Genomic DNA, 18299 nt, shown 5'->3' on the forward strand with positions numbered 1-18299 from the left:
AGTGTGCTATTGGGACTTCAATGTGCGCTCGTTGCATTTCGTACAATGAAAAATAGACTAAACCGCTCATTTTTCCGCAAAACCATTATTATTACTTATTTTTCATTGTACGAAGTACAATCATGATAACCTGGTGCATTGGATGGCCCCATGTTGATTGTACGGAATGCAATGAGACTAATCAGAACAGCATGAACCGGACAAGCCGACTTAGACGAACGCATGAATCTCCAAGCGGCCGAGCTATGATGGGAACATACCTGCACCGCGTGTATCTCCCAGCGTGCGGGTCAACCACAATGTATCGGCGGCCCCAATATAGCTTCCATTGCAAAGGTGCTGCAGTACCCAGGCGCTTCGCTATCCCGGCTTGAAACTTGAAACTCCTATACGCTAGACCAAACTAACTCAAAAGTTCAATAGGATCGGCAGTCAGCTCGTAGCTTCGGACGACTGAATGATGAATGACCGGGCGAAGCAGCCCTTTCTGGCACAATGCGTGCAGCATCTTGCGTACCGTACGAAAGTTGAGGCCGAATCGGTCGATAACATCTTTTGGACGCAACGGTCTCCCGAGTGACCAGGCTAGCCGCAGGATGTCCTTTTCCGCCAATGTCCCCAGACTAACTGGGCTTCGGCGCATTAAGTAGGGGCTTACGACAAGCTGCAGCAGCATTCGGCACACTTCCGGCCTCTTCTGTACATCGTCAAAAGAGAAGTGAATCATCCGCCACCCCATTCCCGTCAAGAACGTGTCGCGGTTTAGCGAATAGCTGAACAATTCACGATCCATATCTTTCACGTGACTCTGAAAGCCGTCGCACTCGATTCCGAACTTTCCATAAGGGGGAAGGAACGCAAAATCAAGAAACTGAGACTTCCGGTTCCAATCGTAAATCTCATACTCCGGATGCAGATGCTCCAATGTACCGAACAACGGCCACCATACGTTCGCCAGAAGCAGTTTCTCGGCATACTGATGCCCCCTGACCAATCTTCCGCGCCGTTCCCCCATTCTGCTCGCTGTATGATGCTCCAAGAATGACTGATAGGCATGCTCAAATTCCATCTTCCTAGCCTCCTTAATCATAAAAAAAAGAACGCCCAAAAGCCGATAGGCTCATGGACGTTCTTCGTCTGATCAAACTGTACCATAAAATAGAAAAACGTGCACGCTATGCGAGTCATGTTCGCTTCGTTGCAATTTGTGCAACGAAATCGCTGCTCATTCCGGTCTGCGTGCAGCCCGTTGTATTTCGTACAACGGAAAATACAGCATATTGGTTAAAAGGTGGCATTTTGACCTCGAGCAGAGGATTCGATTGTACAGATTGTACAGAATACAATGCAAGCGTATGGACGTTATTTATAAGTCGTTTACGTTGTACAAAGTACAATCAGGCCCTTCCAGTCAACGGATGCAGCAGAGCAAAAGTGTGGTAGGAGCTAGAATCAGGAGCCGCACAATACAACCGGCGATTATGCTTTTGAACCGGGCGAAGCATTAGTCTTGCCTTATCTAATTCCTTTAATCGCATAATGGCAGCCGGCGCAATAAACCTCCGAATATACGGGGGCATCCCTACAACGCAAGCAGGACGCCGGTTTGTCCGGGGGAGGTACCCATCCAACTTTTACCTTATTTGCGCACAAAAAAAAGAGACCGCGCCATCGCCAAACGCGGTCTCTTTCTTTATCAAGCTAAGCTTAAGGTTGGTCGATTAAACGACGCCTTGAGCGATCATTGCGTCAGCGACTTTAACGAAGCCTGCAATGTTGGAGCCGACTACGAGGTTACCCGAGTGGCCATATTTATCAGCAGCTGCAACGCTGTTGTTGTAGATGTTTTTCATGATTTGGTGCAGTTTAGCGTCAACTTCTTCGAACGTCCACGACAGACGCATGCTGTTTTGGGACATTTCGAGAGCGGATACGGCTACGCCGCCTGCGTTAGCTGCTTTCGCTGGTCCGAACAGTACACCGTTGTTCAGGAACACGTCGATAGCTGCGAGCGTCGATGGCATGTTAGCACCTTCGCCGATTGCTTTAACGCCGTTGCTCACGAGGAGCTTAGCTGCTTCTTCGTCGATTTCGTTTTGCGTTGCGCAAGGAAGCGCGATATCGCAAGGGATCGACCAGATGCCGGAGCAGCCTTCCGTGTACGTAGCTTGCGGATGCGATTTCACGTATTCGCTGATCCGTTTGCGCTCAACTTCTTTCAGTTGTTTCACGAGCGCGAGGTCGATGCCGTTAGGATCGTATACATAGCCGTTCGAGTCGGAGCAAGCAACGACTTTAGCGCCGAGTTGCGTAGCTTTCTCGATAGCGTAGATGGATACGTTGCCGGAGCCGGATACAACAACCGTGCTGCCTTGGTAGCTCAGGCCTTTGGACTCGAGCATTTCGTTAACGAAGTACACGCAGCCGTAGCCCGTTGCTTCCGTACGCGTCAAGCTGCCGCCGTACAGAAGGCCTTTGCCCGTCAGAACGCCTGCTTCGTTGCCGCTGCGAATGCGTTTGTATTGACCGAACATGAAGCCGATTTCGCGGCCGCCAACGCCGATGTCGCCAGCTGGCACGTCAACGTCTGGACCGATGTAACGGTACAGTTCCGTCATGAAGCTTTGGCAGAAACGCATGATTTCGTTGTCCGATTTGCCTTTAGGGTCGAAGTCGGAGCCGCCTTTGCCGCCGCCGATCGGTTGGCCGGTGAGCGAGTTTTTGAAAATCTGCTCGAAGCCGAGGAACTTGATGATGCTCGCGTTAACGGAAGGGTGGAAGCGAAGGCCGCCTTTGTAAGGTCCGATTGCGCTGTTGAATTGAACGCGGAAGCCGCGGTTCACTTGCGGTTTGCCGTTGTCGTCTACCCATGGCACGCGGAAGTATACAACACGCTCTGGCTCAACGATGCGCTCCAAGATGTTTTGTTGAATATATTGCGGATTTGCTGCGATTGCCGGAATGAGCGAGTCGAAAATTTCTTTGACTGCTTGGTGGAACTCCGGCTCACCTTGGTTACGGTTGATGACTTTGTCGTAAACAGCTTGTACGTACTCTTGCGCTGTTTGTTGCTCTTTCGTAATCGTACTTACCACGGTTCTACACTCCCTTTAACTTGAGTAACTGCGAGGAATGATCCTCCAGCGTTTTTTGCAGTTTTTGAACACTCGTTTACACTATCAGCCTGTGATAATTACAAAGTTTAAAACATTGCCTTAACAGTCCGCCAATAAAAAAAATTTGTCACCCCCGATTAATTTGAATTATATTTAGGCGATTTAAGTTTAATATATATAATGTAGTGCAAATAAAGTGTATAATAGTACAAAAAAAGACCGTTAAAACGACAAAATCCCCGCCATATCAGGGATGGCGGGGATTTCAAGAAAGTTTTAACTGAGATGAATTACAGGAGCTCGCGGCGCAGTTCTTCACCGGATTTTGGCGAGAGGTAAGCGAACGGAATGTCGAATACCGTTTTAGCGCCCTTTTGGCCTTCATTGCTCAGACGTTTAACAGCACGTGCGTAAGCAACGAGAACGCTTGCAGTAAATTCAGGATTGCTCTCGAGCTTCAGACCGAATTCGATGATTTGCTTCGTGCTTTCGCCCGTGATGCCGCTGCGGATAACGAAGCCGCCGTGAGGCATGCCTTGGTGCTCGGCTTTCAGCTGTTCTTCGGAGATGAACTCTACCGTTGTGTCGTAGTCGGAGAAGTAGTTAGGCATCGAGACGATCGTCTCGCGAATCACTTCTTGATCAGCGCCTTCTTCAGCCACAACGAAGCATTGGCGAAGATGTTTCTCGCGCGTCGTGAACTCCGGCGTTTCGCCCGAACGGATGCGGTTAATGACCGATTCAACGGGAACCGTATATTGTACGCCGGCTTTGACGCCTGGTACGCGGCGGATCGCATCGGAGTGGCCTTGGCTTACGCCTTTGCCCCAGAACGTGTAGTCTTTGCCGACTGGAAGAATCGATTCTGCAAGAAGACGGTTAAGCGAGAAGAGACCTGGATCCCAGCCTGTCGAGATAACGCTGACGTTGCCGCCTTGCGTTGCTGCTGCGTTAACCGTGTTGAAGAACTCCGGAATTTTCGCGTGCGTATCGAAGCTGTCCACCGTATTGAACATGCTTGCGATAACTGGCGTCTGCTCTGGCAGGTCCGTAGCGGAACCGCCGCACAGAATCATTACGTCGATTTTGCCTTTGTACTGCTCGGCGGCCGAGATATGCTCGAACTTCACACCGTTTACTGCGATTTGGTCAGGCTGTCTGCGCGTGAACACCGCGACAAGCTCCATGTCCGCGTTTTGCGCGATTGCTTTCTCGACACCTTTGCCGAGGTTGCCGTAACCGACGATGCCGACTTGAATTTTACTCATGGTTATTTTTCCTCCAAACAAGTTTAAATATTTTAAGTATCAAAGCACATAGGTTCTAGTATAGAGATGTTACATGAAATGTAAACGGGCAAAGGGTACGGCAGAGGCTTTTGACCAAAATTTTATTTTTCTAACCTTTTGAACCTCATAGTGCAAATCGATATTTATTTTGTGCAAAATTTCTTAACTTCCATTCCTCATTTTTCAAAATATCGCTTCCTATATAAACTCTCCATATTATCGTTCTAAATTCTCCTTCGTTTATTGGTTGTTCCCGTATCAATTTGGATGCCTTCGAACCTTCCGAAATACCCTATCATTTTCCACAAAAAAAGTGATACATTGAAGATAATAAATTAATTGCATCGATTCGAATGTCCGAGAGGATGAGAACGTTGGCAGAGCTGTTGAAGCGTTTGCGCAGAGGTTACGGCGCTAAATTGGCGAGGCTGCACGCCTGGAACGGCTGGATCGTGGTCGTGTTGGCCGTGACCGGACTTATACTGCTCGGCGGATTCTGGCGGGGGGTGCTGGGGGAAGGCCGCGTGTGGATCCGCTGGATACATATCGTCATCGGTATCGCGTCGCTTGCGCCCGTTCTCTATTATTTGCTGCTTGCAGCGAAGCATTGGAAGCAGCTTGCGGGCAAGACGTGGCAGCGGTTCAATGTGCTCGCCGTGCTTGCGCTGCTGCTTGGATGGCTTGGCTCTGGCGTTCTATTATGGCAGTTTCGGGCGGTCGGGCCTGCGTGGTCGAACGCAGCGCTCACGGTGCATGATTTGCTGACGTGGATAGGTCTGCCGTACATCATTTATCATTCGATTACGAGGACCAAGTGGCTGAAGGAGCCGCACCGCCGTACGGTCAGAACGGTTAACGCGAGGAGTGAGCATCCGAACGGGCCTTCCGGGCAGCAGCCGGCGGCGATGCCGCAGCTGGAGCCGTTCTACACGCGGCGGTCGTTCATTCGCGGAGCGATAGGAGCAGGGCTGGCGGTAACGCTGGGACCATCGTTTTTGAAGTGGTTCGGCAACACGTTCGGCGGGGCTTTTACAGGGAGCAGCTCCATGGAGAGGTTGATCGAGCGGGACTCTAACCGGCTGCTTCCTGCGCCGCAGCCTCTCCCGGCATCGATGAACCCGCTTGGCGGCGGCTCGGTCGGCCAATTCCGCGTATATACCGTGACACCCATTCCAAGCTTCGACAACGGCAACTGGTCGTTCCGAATCGACGGTCTTGTGAACCGGAAGCTTCAATGGAACTGGGAGCAGTTCGTTCAACTGAAGCGAAAGGTGCAGGTAAGCGACTTTCATTGCGTGACGGGGTGGTCGGTATACCGCAACACATGGGAAGGAATCCCGCTAACGGAATTTCTCGATCTGGCGGGTGTGAGGAACGAAGCGAAATACGTCAAATTTTACTCCGGGGACGGCGTGTATACGGATGCGCTATCACTGGATCAGGTTGCGAAGATGCCGGATGTAATGGTAGCCATGCTGCATGACGGCCAGTTAATTCCGAGCGATCTTGGCGGTCCCGTACGTCTCATTGTGCCGGCTATGTATGCGTATAAGTCGGTCAAATGGCTGACGCGCATCGAGCTTATTGACGAAGATCACACGGGATACTGGGAAGAACGCGGTTACGCGAAAGATGCTTGGGTGTAAGAACATTGCAGGAAGCGCAGCGATGAATGAACCGGAAGATCAAAGCTTTCTGAACCAATAAAGGGGCTGTCTTAAAAGTCGTTTTTGGATTTTTGAGCCCCACTTAGAATCAAATATCTTCGAAAAGAAGGACCTCAACCCACTTTGCAGTGGATTTCGAGGTCCTTTTGCGTGTTAAATGGGATATTCTCGTGTTATACGTACACTTTTGAGAGCGCCTCTTTTTCTATGCAGTCCCATGCTTTCATGTGAGGAGGAATGTGTCTGATCGTCAGGGAGGTTGTGCCTCATTGTACTGCGTACAATGAAAACCTTCATTTTGCCTTATAAGGAGAGGCTCATTGTTATTTATACAACGAGAAAACGGATCGATCGTCAATTGGCCTCCGTTCGAGCCGTTGTCCATCCATTCTCATTGTATGTCATGCAATGAACTCCTTTTCGTTGGACCATATGGTCTAATCCCGTTGTACAAATGACAGTGAAGCCCAGCGGGGGCCGCTTAAATTTATTGAGGTGGTTGTATATTTATTCATTATGTTGTATAAATAGTTATCCATTTCGTTTATAGGGGGTTTATCGTCATGCCATTCGATCATGCGCTCAATATCCAACCAAGCACCTCCGGCGATACAGGCGCCGCTACACAACAGCTTCTCGACGACGCGGGACATTCCATCTTGTTCACGGCCAAGCGTCCAGACGTCGTCATGGAGCGCGGCGCGGGCATGTATCTTTGGGATACGGAAGGCAACAAGTATCTGGATTTTATCGGCGGATGGGCGGTCAATGCGCTGGGACATTCGCCAGCAGTGCTGCACGACGCACTCGCCGCTCAGTCGGCTCAGCTCATTCAGGTGAGCCCGGGACTTTACAATAAGCCGATGATTCAATTCGCTAAGCGGCTGACCGAGCTGTCCGGGTATGACCGTGCTTTCTTCGCGAGCAGCGGATCGGAAGCGAACGAGAGCGCCATTAAGCTTGCGCGTAAATACGGCTCCGTCCATTTGAATGGCGCTTACGAGATTGTTACGACGCTCGGCAGCTTCCACGGCCGGACGCTGGCCATGATGTCAGCGACGGGCAAGCCGCATTGGGAGCCGCTGTTCGCGCCGAAGGTTGCGGGCTTCCGCCATGTTCCTTTTAACGACTTAGAGGCAGTAGAACAGGCCGTTGGCGAACAGACCTGCGCGATTATGATCGAGCCGGTTCAGGGAGAAGGCGGCGTCCATCCGGCGGATGCGGAATACGTCGCCGGGCTGCGCAAACTGTGCGATGAACGGGGCATCCTGCTCATCTTCGATGAGATACAGACGGGCATCGGCCGGACGGGCAAGCTGTTCGCTTTCGAGCACTACGGGTTACGTCCGGATATTGTGACGCTGGCCAAAGGGATCGGGGGCGGCTTTCCGTTATCGGCGATGCTGACGCATGAGAAGCTTAATCTGTTCGAGGCGGGCGAGCAGGGAGGAACGTATACCGGTCAGCCGCTGGCGATGGCGGCCGGCAGCGCGGTCGTAGAAGAGGTCGTCAGGCAGAATTTGTCCCAGCGGGCGGAAGCGATGGGCGTCTTCTTGCGCGAGGGGCTTCAGCCGGTTGCCGAACGTTTCGGAATATCGCGCATTAGAGGAATGGGGCTGTTAGTCGGGTTCGACCTTCCGCATCCGGTCGGGAGCGAGCTCGTCTCTGCGGCCCTGGCGAACGGATTATTGATTAATTCGCCGAGTCCTTCGGTCATTCGGCTCATGCCGCCGCTAATCGTGACGCAAGAAGATGTCTCGGTTATGCTGCAGCAGCTGGCGCTCTCTTTGGAGCAAGTAATGGGCGGGCTTAATTAGATTTTCCATCATTTCGGATGATTCAGCGAATAGGATTGGAAATGGGTTGCTCCGAATGGTAAAATATCGATTAAAATCGAACGCTAACAAAGGGGCATACCGCTATGGTTCAACGTTACTGCAGAGAGTCGAAGTGCTACAAGACGTCCCGTGTATTTCCGACGGATGTGAACAATCACAATACGCTGTTCGGCGGCAAGCTAATGGCATATATTGACGACATTGCCTCGATCGCCGCAACGAAGCATTGCCGCAGGCCAGTCGTAACGGCATCGACCGACTCGGTCGATTTCTTGCACCCGATTCGTCCTTCTGATTCCGTCGGTATGGAATCCTATGTTACGTGGACGGGCAAATCGTCGATGGAAGTGTTCGTCAAGGTAATCAAGGAGGATTTGCTGTCCGGAGAGCGTACGATCGCGGCAACTTCGTTCCTCACCTTCGTCGCGTTGGACGAGAACCGCAAGCCCGTCTCTGTTCCGGATGTTATTCCTGAGACGGAAGAAGAGCTCAAGCTGCATGAGACAGCTCCGCAGCGTGCGGAGATGCGACGTATCCGCAGACAGGAAAGCAAGCTGTTCGCGGGGTTTTTGACCGTCAAGCAGCCGTGGGACTAATAAGCCGCCGATTACAGCCTGTCTTCACGCCGTCCTCCGAATACGGTATGATGATATGGAAAAAGGAGGCGGATAAGCAATGTCGGCAGAGCAGCAATCCCGTATTGTCCATTCGGTTATTTTTACGTTGAAGCATCCGCGCGAGTCGGCGGAAGCGCAGCAGTTTCTCGCAGACGGGAAACGGATCTTGAGCAGCATTCCTGTAGTCGAGCAGTTCGTCGTCAACCTTCAGGTGAGCCCGAAGAACGACTATGAGTACGGCTTCTCGATGGCGTTCGCCGATCAAGCAGCATATGATACGTACAATGCGCATCCGCTGCATTCGGCGTTCGTACAAGAACGCTGGGAGATTGAAGTTGATCGCTTCCTGGAGATCGACTATGTCCAGTGGGGCTAAAGATAAAAAGGTTTAACATACGAATATCCGGCACCATCTGATAAGGATGGCGGCCGGATATTTTTTTGTTCTATAGGAGGAATTCCCAATGTTTGTATCGAATGGGAACGCAAATAGGCGGAGGCCCATGACCAGCCGACCCGCTTCAGACCAAAAGGAGGCTTCCGAAGTGAGCGAGACGACTCAAACGGCGGGCAAGGCAAGCGGTGTAACAAGAGAAATGCGCGAGGAAATGAAGTTTATCGGCATTCCGGTAATCGTATCATTCAAGGATGGAGATTACTCTACAATTGAAAGAACGAAGAAACTGTTTATGGAGCGCAGAGTGGAGATTGAGGGGGTAATCGATCCGGATATGATGTGGGCGCCGTGGTATGCGAACGACATCATGTTCACTTATATATACGCGGTTCAAGTGGCAGAACTGGTTAATGTACCGGCAGGGATGATTGGGTTTACGCAGCCTGCTGCCGAGTACGCCGTAGTTGCATATGACGGCCCTTTGCCTTGGAATCCAGACCCTTATCACTTGCTGTATGAGTATCGTCAGAGCGAAGGGTTGGAGCAGAACGACCGGCTTATGGTGCTGGAGAAGTATCGATTCGACCTTGAGGCAGAGCCGAACGGACAAATATCGATTCAAGTATGGGGTCCGCTAAAGAGCTAACCCTCTCGTTCGCAAGTATCTCTTCACCTGTTCCTTCCCCGGCCTTAATCATTACTCGACTTAAGCCGGGGATAGAGACAGGGCGGGGGGCGGTATGCGTATTCCGGGAGAAGGGATACACTTGCTTTAACGAACATTAGGGTTAAGGAGCTATCGGATTATGAATAACGTTAGAACGAATCCGCCGTCCCAGACGGCGCTTCCGACATCCGGCCTTATCGGCCGGTATTTCGAACGAACGCTTTATATGCTGTTTATTACGTTGCCGTTGTCGATTGTCGGCTTTGTCTTATCCGTTACGTTGACAGCGCTCGGCTTCGGGCTGACGCCCATTCTGATCGGTCTGCCGATATTGAAGGCGGCTGCTTATGTATCGCACCTTCTGATGCTGGCTGATGTGTACCGCACGCGCAGACTCTTGCCGTCGAAGGGGCAGACTTCCGCGTTGCCGGCGGTTCCATTCGGACCGTTCACGTACCGGGATATGTTCACGTCGTCTGCGCCGTACGTTCCGCTCATGTACTGGGTGTTCAAGCTTCCTGCCGCTGTTATTCAATTCACGGCAGCCGTCGTGTTCCCGCTGTCAGGTGCTGCGATGCTGCTGACGCCGGCCGTTTATTTTGTACTTGACCGGTTCGGTATTCCGATTCTGCAGGATGACGTTGTGTTCGATACGTTATTCCCGAATCTGGAACCGATGCAGCGCGCGTACATTGGTTCTGGCCTCGGCGTCCTGTTTATCTTCATCGGCTGGCCAATTATCGCTAAGCTGACAGTTGCGCAAGCCGCCCGAATCGAAGCGCTGCTTCACTATACGACAGAGAAGGCTGAATCCCGGTACCGCAATGATCCGCAGCCGGCAGTTGATCATCGTGCGTCCGTCTATGAACCAGTCCCCGCTTACGTGCCGGCCTATCGTCCGGTGGACGCGGCAGGCGACATCGACCCTCTTCCGTTCGAGCCGTTCGACCCTAATGCTCCGGAACCTGCATCCCTGTCGCTCGAGAAGAGGGACTCGGATCTTGACCGCAGCAGCGTACGGATGAACCCGCTGGATACGAAATCATTCACTCAATAAGTGCTTGATACGAACGGATGTAAACCGACAGTCCGTCCGATAAACGCCGAAAAGCCGCAAGAATGAACCTGATGCTCATTCTTGCGGCTTTTCGGCCGGCTCTCTGGGGAGAGCCGATGCCTGCGGTGTCCCGGGCCGGAAATTGCTATTGCTGTTCTGTCGCAAGGCTTTTGTATTCGTCGCCGTCCATGACACGTCTGGCTGTGACGTAGCGTTTCGTGTAGTAGGAGTCGCTGAGCGCCGTGATCATGACGCCTTTGCTGGCGGAATGCGCGAATTTGCCGTTGCCGACATAAATGCCGACATGCGAAATGCCGTCGCCGCTCGTATTGAAGAATACGAGATCGCCTGCGCGAAGATCGTCTTTGTCGACTTGCGTCCCCATCTTAGCCTGCGAACCGCTTGTCCGCTCCAGGTCGATGCCGAGCTTGCCGAATACGTATTGCGAGAAGCCCGAGCAGTCGAAGCCTTTGGTCGTCGTACCGCCGGATACATAAGGTGTTCCGATCAGTTCGTCGATCGTATCGTCCAGCTTCGAGTCTGCAAATGCACTGCTAACTTGCACCGTCAGCAGCAAAGCAAGTCCGAGAAGAATTGTAAGCGTTTTCTTACCCAACGTAATGCTGCCCCTTCCAAAGCCTGCGAGGTTAGCTGTAGGGTTCGGTTGAAGGTTCCCTATGATTCCTGCGGCGTGCATCGAATGATCGAGACGGCGGAGTCAATTCACCCAAAGTGGTTCCCCCGTTCCCCGCTGACGCGGAGATTCGGCAAATTTATAACTAACAGTCTAAAGATTCGATTAAATTTGCGAAATTCCTGCTCATGTATAGGAAAAATTTCTCTATATTTTCGTTAGTTTGAACTAGTCCGTTACTCATTCTATGAGCGTCTATTCGACTTTGTCCATTCGCAGTGCGTGTATAGGCTATTAACATGGGTGAACATATTAGTGATACAGCTTTGCATTGTAAACTTTGAGAAGTTATTATGTGACTCTTATCACAATTAAGTGCATGAAATACTTACGATTCTTGGCATGCTATAATGTAAATAATTATATATTCGAAGGGCATTCTGAAGATAAATCCGAAGTCGAGGCGGGAGGTTTGGCTGATGCGTGAAGAGAATGGACAGTCCCAAACGAACTTCACCAAGTTTCCGATCCGAATTCCGAACGATGCGCGCTACATTGAGCCGGTTATCGATTACATTCGCGATGTCCTGAAGCCGGACCAGATGACGCGTGTCGATTCGCACTGGGACTATTACTTAGGCGATGTGGTCGAGTTTATGAAGGACGGCGTCTCGATGGTCTATGATTGGAATGAGTCTTGGGGCCATGAATTGACGACTAAGTCTGCTGCGGAGCAGGAGCTTAAGCTCGTTCGCGAAACGGCGGAGCAGATTGCGGAGCATGTGAAGCGAGTGCCATAAACGTCAAGGCAAGAGATCTCTTTCATTAACAATTTCATCCACTTATGGAGGAATGGTTTATAATCTCTCGACATATGTTCATTCGGGGGACAAATAACCGAACCGGAAGGTGGATGATTGATGAGAAGAAAGTGGCTCGCCGCGATTACGGTAATGCTGTTGGTCGTTATGATGAGCGTCGCGGTATCCAGCTCGGCTGCGCCGAGCACGTATGTACACGGCGTGTTCTCGACTAGTCCGCTGTATGTGGTGGACGGCACAACGGGCAGTTCGCTCACGGCAACGAGCGGCAACGCAATCGCGAGCTGGACCGAGAACCCGCTAAGCTCGGGCAATCAAGGCTTCTTCAACGCGATTGTGTACGTAGGCACAACGAAGTACGAGTTTAGGCTTGTCAGTCTATCTTCGACAACGGCGGATCAGATTAACGGCAAGTTCCATATTTACAAAAATAACGTGCTCGTCGCGGCGGTGGCCGGTACCGTATATGGACTTAGTCAGCCAGTCGGCAACTACTATAAGTTTTATGACAGCGCGTACAACTGGCATGTATCCGGCTATATAACGAATCGCCTCGACTATTAATCGGAGGCTGCAGCGGCTCGTCCTGCGATGCGGCCAGTCCCCCTTCCTCCGCTAGGGTGCAGTCAGGTTGCAGTCGCCACAATCCATAATCCATAATGCGACACAGGAAGGTCCCGCTCGGTGCGAGCGGGACCTTCGTTTCGTTTTTATAGGGAATTGGAGTTAAAAACAGGAAATTATCGTGACAATTGAAAAATTATGTATATGATAGTCGGTAGACCGTGAAGGGAGAGGAGGCGCAAGGTCATTAGATGCCCAGGCAGCGATGCCTGCTTAAAATCTTGTTAGGGGATGAGAATAATGAAATGGTTTAAGAAACTGGGCCTTACAATTTCGATGGTAGCACTGACTTCCGGCGTTTTCGCCGCGGCAGCTTCGGCTTATGATAATTGGGAGTCGAATGATACTCTCGCAACGGCAACGCAGATGCCGACTTATTATCAGACCGATCCATGGGGCGGCCAATACGCCGTATTTGAATCAACCTCGTATATCTCTACTCCAACGGATGTCGATTACTACAAGTTGATTCCTTTCGCTTCGTCGCAAATCCGTCTCACATCGGCTCTTGGCATGGACTATGATTTTGAAGTATATGACCAGAACGGCACCCTGATTGCGACGAGCACCTCGACTTCGCAGGTCGAGAAGGTGACGTTCACGACAGCAGCGGTTCGTTACGTGAAAGTATACGGCAAGAACGGCCAGTATAATAGTGACAGGAAGAAGCCTTATGTGCTACATGTCGCTTAATTTAGTCTGAGCCCAGGTCTAATGCCGGAACGACAAAGCGCCCCTGGCCTATCCATGGATGGGCGAGGGGCGCTTTATGCTGTATTTGGACGATGCAAGCATGCCTCGAATCAGTTCGAATCAGTTGCCTACACTCTCGTATTTCCGCAATCCAAAATGGAACACCGTATAAGCAACGGCTGCGCAATAGATGGCGGCTACGGGGCAGGCGATCCAGAACCAAGGCGCGCTCGACTTGTCGAACAAATAATAAGCGGGGAAGAAGCTGATGAAAGCGAACGGGATCAGCACGGCGACAAGCAGCTGTACGCCGAGCGAGAAGATGGTAATAGGATACTTGGCGAACTCCCCCAGGTTATGAATCATCATAGGGAAGGCGTTGCCCGCGTTCTTGAACCAGAAGGCAGTCGTGTTCGCAGCCAAATTGATGGATACCCGAATAAGAATAGCCGTAACAACAAGCAGCACGGCGATGATGATTTTGCCCAGCGACCAATGCAGATCCATCCGTATCAACGCTTGGCTGATCATAATGATGCCGATCACGATGTTGCCAAGTCCATTCATCCCGACGCTATAAGACAGCACCTGTAAGATTGGTGACACCGGGCGCAGCAGCATGACGTCGAGCTCGCCGTTGTTCACGATCCGGCCCAGCCTCCAAGTCCCCTCGAAGAATAAGGAACCGAACCCTTCCGTCAAATAAACCATTGCATACATGAAGACGACTTCCCAGAATGTCCAGCCGTTAATGTCCGGAATGCGGTTGTAGACGACCCAGAGGAACACGATGCCGAGCAGCTGTGTCAGGACGGCCGAGACGATCATGATATAGAAGTCAGACTGATACTCTAGAATCGCTTTCAGCTGTGCACCGAACAGGCGCCGGTAAAGAAAGAACGTACGTCTAGGTTTGCGTAACCAAGAGAAGGTCATAGCCCGAATCAGCCTCCATGAATCGTAATTTGCCGGACGGCACGCGACCACACGAGCTTCCCGGCGTACCAGAGGGCTACGGCCCATGCGCATTGCGCTGCGAACGCTCCGAGCGCCTCCGTCATGGTGAGTTGCTGCATATAGATTGCTGCGGGCGTATGAACGATGCCTTGGAAAGGCATCGCAAGCGACAGCTTCTCCAGCCAGCCTGGGAAGAATGCCAGCGGGACAAGTGAACCGGAGAAGAGGCTCGTAACGGCCATTCTTGCCCATACAATGCCGACCGCGCCCGTCGTCCAGAAGCATAGCAGGCCGGCCAAGTAGACGATGCCGAACTTGACGAAGAGCGAAGCCCCGAGGCTCAGAATGAACAGAACGGCATGTGCGAAATCGGGCTTTAAGAAGCCGGATGTAAACAGAAGCACGATGATAACGATGACCGCGGTAAGTCCGCCTTCGATAACGGTAGAGCCTAGTGTCTCTGCGAACCTTGCTTTCTGGAAGTCCAGCGGCTTCAGCAGGTCGATCGATACGCTGCCGTCGAGAATTTTGCCGGAAATGCGCGTTTCGGAATAGAAGGTGATCGCGGCATTACAAATAAACGCGACGAGCAGGTACGTCTTCATTTGCATCCACGTCATGCCTGCAAGCTCGTCACGTCCTTCATAGATGGTGCTCCACAGCGCATACATGGCGATGAGTACGATGAAGTTCGCGATGAAACCCATGATATAGGTCAACCGGTAAGCGAGTGCATTCTGCATATTACGGACGGCGAGGCTCATATAGGCGCGCCGTGAACGGAACAACCTTGCCTTCATGCGCCGGCCGCCTCCGTTCCGGCTGCCGCGAGGGCGTGCCCATCTTCCAGATCAAGCTGCCTTTCATAGACCTGCTTGATGACATGCTCAATGCCCGGCTCGTCGATTCGGAAGTCGGCCACTTCGCCGTGTAGCATGACAGCAGAGATCACTTCGCTCGCTGTCGCCTTGAACCGGTCGAACCGGAGCGAAACGCAGGCGGCATCCAACGATTCGACGGCAACGCCCGGCATACGGTCGAACGTGTCATGCAGAGCGGGGATGTCGGCATGCTGCAGCTGGCAGTGGATGACCCGCTCGCGGGCGAACCGGTTCTTGACCGCTTCCAATGTGCCATCGTAAATTAAGCTGCCCCGGTCGATGATGACGAGCCGGTTGCACAAATCCTCGATATCGCCCAAATCGTGAGTGGTCAGCATAATCGTCGTGCCGTTTTCTTTATTCGACCTTTTAATAAATTCGCGAATTCTCTGCTTCACGGCAATGTCGAGCCCGATCGTCGGCTCGTCCAGATAGACGGTGCGCGGGTTGTGCAGCAGTGCAGCGGCAAGATCGGCGCGCATGCGCTGGCCAAGCGACAGCTTGCGTGCAGTCAGATGGAGGAAGTCCTCCATCCCGAGCAGTTCAATGAACTGATCAAGGTTGCGCCGGTAGCGGTCTTCTGGAATTTCGTAAATATCCTTGAGCAGCGAGAAAGTTTCGGACACTGGAATGTCCCACCAGAGCTGCGTCCGCTGCCCGAATACGGCGCCTATCGTGCGCGCGTTGTCCATTCGGTTCTTGAACGGGTCGATACCGCCGACGCGGACGGTGCCGGAGGTCGGAACGAGGATGCCGGTCAGCATCTTGATGGTCGTCGATTTGCCGGCTCCGTTCGGGCCGACGTAGGCGACGGTCTCGCCTTCCTCAATGTCCAGATCGATGCCGGCTACAGCTAATTTGTCCACGTATTGCTGCGAGAACAAGTGCTTGACGGCGCCCGCTAACCCGGGGCTCTTCACCGCTTGCCGGAATTGTTTCTTAAGCTGCCTGATTTCAATGAAACTCATCGTATGATCCTCCTAATCGACAAGTAACAATAAGCTTATCCGTACAGTAGATGAATAATATCCCACAATCTGTGAAACCGCAATAATAAAGATTTAGTTATATACAAAAACCGCACGCAATTGTCCATTGTTATAGACAATTAACGTGCGGTTTCTGTTATAGCATGGCAGTGCCATGCGTAACGTGCATCTATTCGTTTAGTCTACGTCAGGACCGCCGTCGACTTGGTCGGCTGGATCATCCGCGTACTTCTCGTAAGATGCCGTGCTCATAATGCGGCGAGCGCTCAAATAACGCTTAGAATAATAGGAGTCGCTCAAGCTGCTGATCGTGATGCCTTTGCTGGAGGAAGAGTGAGCGAATTTGCCGTCGCCGACGTACACGCCGACGTGCGAAACACCTTTGCCGCTCGTATTGAAGAATACGAGATCTCCTTCGCGCAGGTCATCCTTGGCTACTTTCTGGCCAAGCTTGCTTTGTGCCCCAGACGAGTGAGGCAGGTCAATGCCGAACTGCTTGAAGACATACATCGTGAATCCCGAGCAATCGAAGCCTTTGGTCGTCGTGCCTGCCGCACGATACGGTGTTCCATATACGCTATCGACTACATCGTTAAGCTTCGAGTCCGCGAAAGCGCTTCCTGCTTGAAAAGCGAGAAGAATTGCGAGGCCAAGAAGTACTGCAGAAAGCTTGAAACGCACGACTTCGTGCTCCTTCCAGTGCCTACGAGGTTAGCTGTGGGGTTCGGTTGAAGGTCCCCTATGATACCCTCAGACCGGCTTGTCCAATGGACTGCACAGTCGGGATCAATTCACCCAGAAATGGTTCCCCCGTTTTCGTACACGGAAATTCGGCAGTGTTTTTATGTACGGGAATAGTAATTCGGATATTTTGAAGAAAATCCTTCTGCCCTGTCGAATTTCTAATAATTCTCATGAATAATAGCGCGAAAAGCGGCGTTTATGAGAGTTTTTCTCATTTTTTATTGCAGTGCCGCTGCAATGACCGTTGCAGTCCTTACCAGTGGAATAAGAGAGCAACTGGGTTAAGTCTAATCGGTCGAAAGTGAAAAAAGAATGAATACAGCCAAGATAACGAAAAGTTGTATATGAACAAACCCAAACAAGACTTCCTTCGGGGAAGTCTTGTTTGGGTTTTGAGAGGAACAAGGTTATGTTCCTATTGGTTGTGATGCTGCAAGCACTCATATTGGGAGGCGATCGTCCATACTTTCAGCATCGTCTTCACGAACCGGTACGCTTGATGGACAAGGATAGCGAGAAACCCAGCCCACAGCAGGGAAGCCGAAGAGAGGAGCAGCCCGGCTGCGCCTGCCGCGAACCACATGATCAGCGATACGCCGAGATAGGGGAGGAAACGGCGGATGGACCGCCATAGTCCATTAAAAGCCCCTTCGCCGGACGCGGCGCCGAACTGCATGGACAGAAACAAGAGATGAAGCACAATGCCCCAGGCAAGCCAGCCGCAGGCGGCAGGCAGCAGCTCATGGACGATGCCGCTGATGGAATCACCGCCGATGAAGGTGGAGAAGGCCCGCGGCAGCAACCAGTAGCCGGGAGCGATTGCGAGAAGCGATTCGATCCAGTACAGCGCGGTAACCGGCAGCCACGCTCTCCGGATTCCATGCAGGAACCGGGTGCCTTCTCCTGTCGATGCATGATGCAGCGAATGGAATAAACCGGCGTTCAATAGGGGGGAGAGCAGCATGCGCAGCCCAAGGAGGCCGATGAACGTCCATAAGTAAGGCTGAATGAGATCGGTCTTCGTCAGTTGGAATTCCGCTTCGTACAAGTACAGCCGTACGGCGGACGCCGGCATGCCGGCGTCCGGATAGCGGCGGAGCAGCGGCGCTATAATACCGTCCACGAGACGGTACAAGAAGAAGCCCCATAACAGCTGGTATACGAATAGTACGACAATGACATAGAGGTGGCGAACCGTCAACGTCCAGCCGGCCTTCAAATGCTGCTTCATGCGATACGCTCCTTTCCGATAGCTGCCCTGTCCATTCCCGTTCGAGAGGGCGATTCGTCATCCATGCGAATGCGGGA

18 protein-coding genes and 2 riboswitches are annotated in these 18299 nt (G+C 52.0%); of the genes, 9 read left to right on the forward strand and 9 right to left on the reverse strand.

The features are described 5' to 3' along the window. Positions 1 to 403: 403 nt before the first annotated feature. From PKO01S_RS20115 to PKO01S_RS20125, 3 genes are all read right to left on the reverse strand, one after another. Positions 404 to 1069, reverse strand: coding sequence for a hypothetical protein (locus PKO01S_RS20115; protein WP_127533235.1), 666 nt, complete (start codon positions 1067 to 1069; stop codon positions 404 to 406). 652 nt (positions 1070 to 1721) lie between these two features. Further along, positions 1722 to 3095: an NADP-specific glutamate dehydrogenase gene (gene gdhA, locus PKO01S_RS20120; protein WP_127533236.1), complete on the reverse strand. Its 1374-nt coding sequence runs from the start codon at positions 3093 to 3095 to the stop codon at positions 1722 to 1724. 311 nt (positions 3096 to 3406) lie between these two features. After that, positions 3407 to 4384 (reverse strand): diaminopimelate dehydrogenase, encoded by a 978-nt coding sequence (locus PKO01S_RS20125; protein ID WP_127533237.1) that lies wholly within the window; start codon positions 4382 to 4384, stop codon positions 3407 to 3409. A 386-nt stretch (positions 4385 to 4770) separates the two neighbouring features. Here PKO01S_RS20125 and PKO01S_RS20130 point away from each other — a divergent pair, with 386 nt between their 5' ends. The 6 genes from PKO01S_RS20130 to PKO01S_RS20155 all read left to right on the forward strand — a co-directional run bounded on the left by PKO01S_RS20130 (position 4771) and on the right by PKO01S_RS20155 (position 10648). Further along, on the forward strand, positions 4771 to 6051 hold the full coding sequence (locus PKO01S_RS20130) for a molybdopterin-dependent oxidoreductase (protein WP_407669678.1): 1281 nt from the start codon (positions 4771 to 4773) through the stop codon (positions 6049 to 6051). Positions 6052 to 6635: 584 nt separating this feature from the next. After that, complete coding sequence (locus PKO01S_RS20135) at positions 6636 to 7889, forward strand: aspartate aminotransferase family protein (protein ID WP_127533239.1); 1254 nt, start codon at positions 6636 to 6638, stop codon at positions 7887 to 7889. Between the two features lie 104 nt (positions 7890 to 7993). Next, entirely contained in the window at positions 7994 to 8506 is a 513-nt protein-coding gene (locus PKO01S_RS20140; protein WP_127533240.1) for an acyl-CoA thioesterase, read from the forward strand. Between the two features lie 79 nt (positions 8507 to 8585). Continuing rightward, positions 8586 to 8903, forward strand: a complete 318-nt coding sequence (locus PKO01S_RS20145; RefSeq protein WP_127533241.1) for a Dabb family protein — start codon at positions 8586 to 8588, stop codon at positions 8901 to 8903. Between the two features lie 169 nt (positions 8904 to 9072). Further along, entirely contained in the window at positions 9073 to 9570 is a 498-nt protein-coding gene (locus PKO01S_RS20150) for a GyrI-like domain-containing protein (protein ID WP_164779685.1), read from the forward strand. A 160-nt stretch (positions 9571 to 9730) separates the two neighbouring features. Further along, positions 9731 to 10648 (forward strand): sensor domain-containing protein, encoded by a 918-nt coding sequence (locus PKO01S_RS20155; protein ID WP_127533243.1) that lies wholly within the window; start codon positions 9731 to 9733, stop codon positions 10646 to 10648. Between the two features lie 145 nt (positions 10649 to 10793). Here PKO01S_RS20155 and PKO01S_RS20160 read toward each other — a convergent pair whose 3' ends face one another. Continuing rightward, a complete protein-coding gene (locus PKO01S_RS20160; protein ID WP_246070656.1) occupies positions 10794 to 11264 on the reverse strand; it encodes a C40 family peptidase in 471 nt (156 codons plus the stop codon). 5 nt (positions 11265 to 11269) lie between these two features. Beyond that, positions 11270 to 11428: riboswitch (cyclic di-AMP (ydaO/yuaA leader) on the reverse strand. Positions 11429 to 11761: 333 nt separating this feature from the next. Between PKO01S_RS20160 and PKO01S_RS20165 the strand changes: the two genes are divergently transcribed. The 3 genes from PKO01S_RS20165 (at position 11762) to PKO01S_RS20175 (ending at position 13420) form a co-directional block, all read left to right on the forward strand. After that, entirely contained in the window at positions 11762 to 12082 is a 321-nt protein-coding gene (locus PKO01S_RS20165) for a hypothetical protein (protein ID WP_127533245.1), read from the forward strand. Between the two features lie 120 nt (positions 12083 to 12202). Next, positions 12203 to 12667 carry a hypothetical protein gene (locus PKO01S_RS20170; protein WP_127533246.1) on the forward strand — a complete coding sequence of 155 codons (465 nt, stop codon included), beginning with the start codon at positions 12203 to 12205 and terminating at the stop codon, positions 12665 to 12667. 300 nt (positions 12668 to 12967) lie between these two features. Further along, positions 12968 to 13420, forward strand: a complete 453-nt coding sequence (locus PKO01S_RS20175; protein WP_127533247.1) for a hypothetical protein — start codon at positions 12968 to 12970, stop codon at positions 13418 to 13420. Positions 13421 to 13540: 120 nt separating this feature from the next. On the opposite strand, the gene PKO01S_RS20180 is transcribed toward PKO01S_RS20175, so the two are convergent. The 5 genes from PKO01S_RS20180 to PKO01S_RS20200 all read right to left on the reverse strand — a co-directional run bounded on the left by PKO01S_RS20180 (position 13541) and on the right by PKO01S_RS20200 (position 18222). Then, entirely contained in the window at positions 13541 to 14356 is an 816-nt protein-coding gene (locus PKO01S_RS20180; protein ID WP_127533248.1) for an ABC transporter permease, read from the reverse strand. A gap of 8 nt (positions 14357 to 14364) precedes the next feature. Beyond that, complete coding sequence (locus tag PKO01S_RS20185; RefSeq protein WP_127533249.1) at positions 14365 to 15177, reverse strand: ABC transporter permease; 813 nt, start codon at positions 15175 to 15177, stop codon at positions 14365 to 14367. Then, positions 15174 to 16226: an ABC transporter ATP-binding protein gene (locus PKO01S_RS20190; RefSeq protein WP_127533250.1), complete on the reverse strand. Its 1053-nt coding sequence runs from the start codon at positions 16224 to 16226 to the stop codon at positions 15174 to 15176. Before PKO01S_RS20190 ends, PKO01S_RS20185 begins: the two co-directional genes overlap by 4 nt. 198 nt (positions 16227 to 16424) lie before the next feature. After that, positions 16425 to 16928 (reverse strand): C40 family peptidase, encoded by a 504-nt coding sequence (locus tag PKO01S_RS20195; RefSeq protein ID WP_127533251.1) that lies wholly within the window; start codon positions 16926 to 16928, stop codon positions 16425 to 16427. Positions 16929 to 16932: 4 nt separating this feature from the next. Continuing rightward, a riboswitch (cyclic di-AMP (ydaO/yuaA leader) is annotated at positions 16933 to 17093 on the reverse strand. Between the two features lie 313 nt (positions 17094 to 17406). Next, a complete protein-coding gene (locus tag PKO01S_RS20200; protein ID WP_127533252.1) occupies positions 17407 to 18222 on the reverse strand; it encodes a hypothetical protein in 816 nt (271 codons plus the stop codon). Between the last annotated feature and the right edge of the window lie 77 nt (positions 18223 to 18299).

The sequence above is a fragment of the Paenibacillus kobensis NBRC 15729 genome (assembly GCF_004000825.1).
Taxonomy (GTDB): Bacteria; Bacillota; Bacilli; order Paenibacillales; family Paenibacillaceae; genus Paenibacillus_T; species Paenibacillus_T kobensis.

Coding starts and splice junctions, on each gene's coding strand:
- PKO01S_RS20155 (WP_127533243.1), top strand. CDS start 9,731: ATGAATAACGTTAGAACGAATCCGCCGTCCCAGACGGCGCTTCCGACA.
- PKO01S_RS20140 (WP_127533240.1), top strand. CDS start 7,994: ATGGTTCAACGTTACTGCAGAGAGTCGAAGTGCTACAAGACGTCCCGT.
- PKO01S_RS20170 (WP_127533246.1), top strand. CDS start 12,203: ATGAGAAGAAAGTGGCTCGCCGCGATTACGGTAATGCTGTTGGTCGTT.
- PKO01S_RS20115 (WP_127533235.1), bottom strand. CDS start 1,069: ATGGAATTTGAGCATGCCTATCAGTCATTCTTGGAGCATCATACAGCG.
- PKO01S_RS20145 (WP_127533241.1), top strand. CDS start 8,586: ATGTCGGCAGAGCAGCAATCCCGTATTGTCCATTCGGTTATTTTTACG.
- PKO01S_RS20165 (WP_127533245.1), top strand. CDS start 11,762: ATGCGTGAAGAGAATGGACAGTCCCAAACGAACTTCACCAAGTTTCCG.
- PKO01S_RS20190 (WP_127533250.1), bottom strand. CDS start 16,226: ATGAGTTTCATTGAAATCAGGCAGCTTAAGAAACAATTCCGGCAAGCG.
- PKO01S_RS20135 (WP_127533239.1), top strand. CDS start 6,636: ATGCCATTCGATCATGCGCTCAATATCCAACCAAGCACCTCCGGCGAT.
- PKO01S_RS20200 (WP_127533252.1), bottom strand. CDS start 18,222: ATGAAGCAGCATTTGAAGGCCGGCTGGACGTTGACGGTTCGCCACCTC.
- PKO01S_RS20180 (WP_127533248.1), bottom strand. CDS start 14,356: ATGACCTTCTCTTGGTTACGCAAACCTAGACGTACGTTCTTTCTTTAC.
- PKO01S_RS20185 (WP_127533249.1), bottom strand. CDS start 15,177: ATGAAGGCAAGGTTGTTCCGTTCACGGCGCGCCTATATGAGCCTCGCC.
- PKO01S_RS20125 (WP_127533237.1), bottom strand. CDS start 4,384: ATGAGTAAAATTCAAGTCGGCATCGTCGGTTACGGCAACCTCGGCAAA.
- PKO01S_RS20130 (WP_407669678.1), top strand. CDS start 4,771: ATGAGAACGTTGGCAGAGCTGTTGAAGCGTTTGCGCAGAGGTTACGGC.
- PKO01S_RS20175 (WP_127533247.1), top strand. CDS start 12,968: ATGAAATGGTTTAAGAAACTGGGCCTTACAATTTCGATGGTAGCACTG.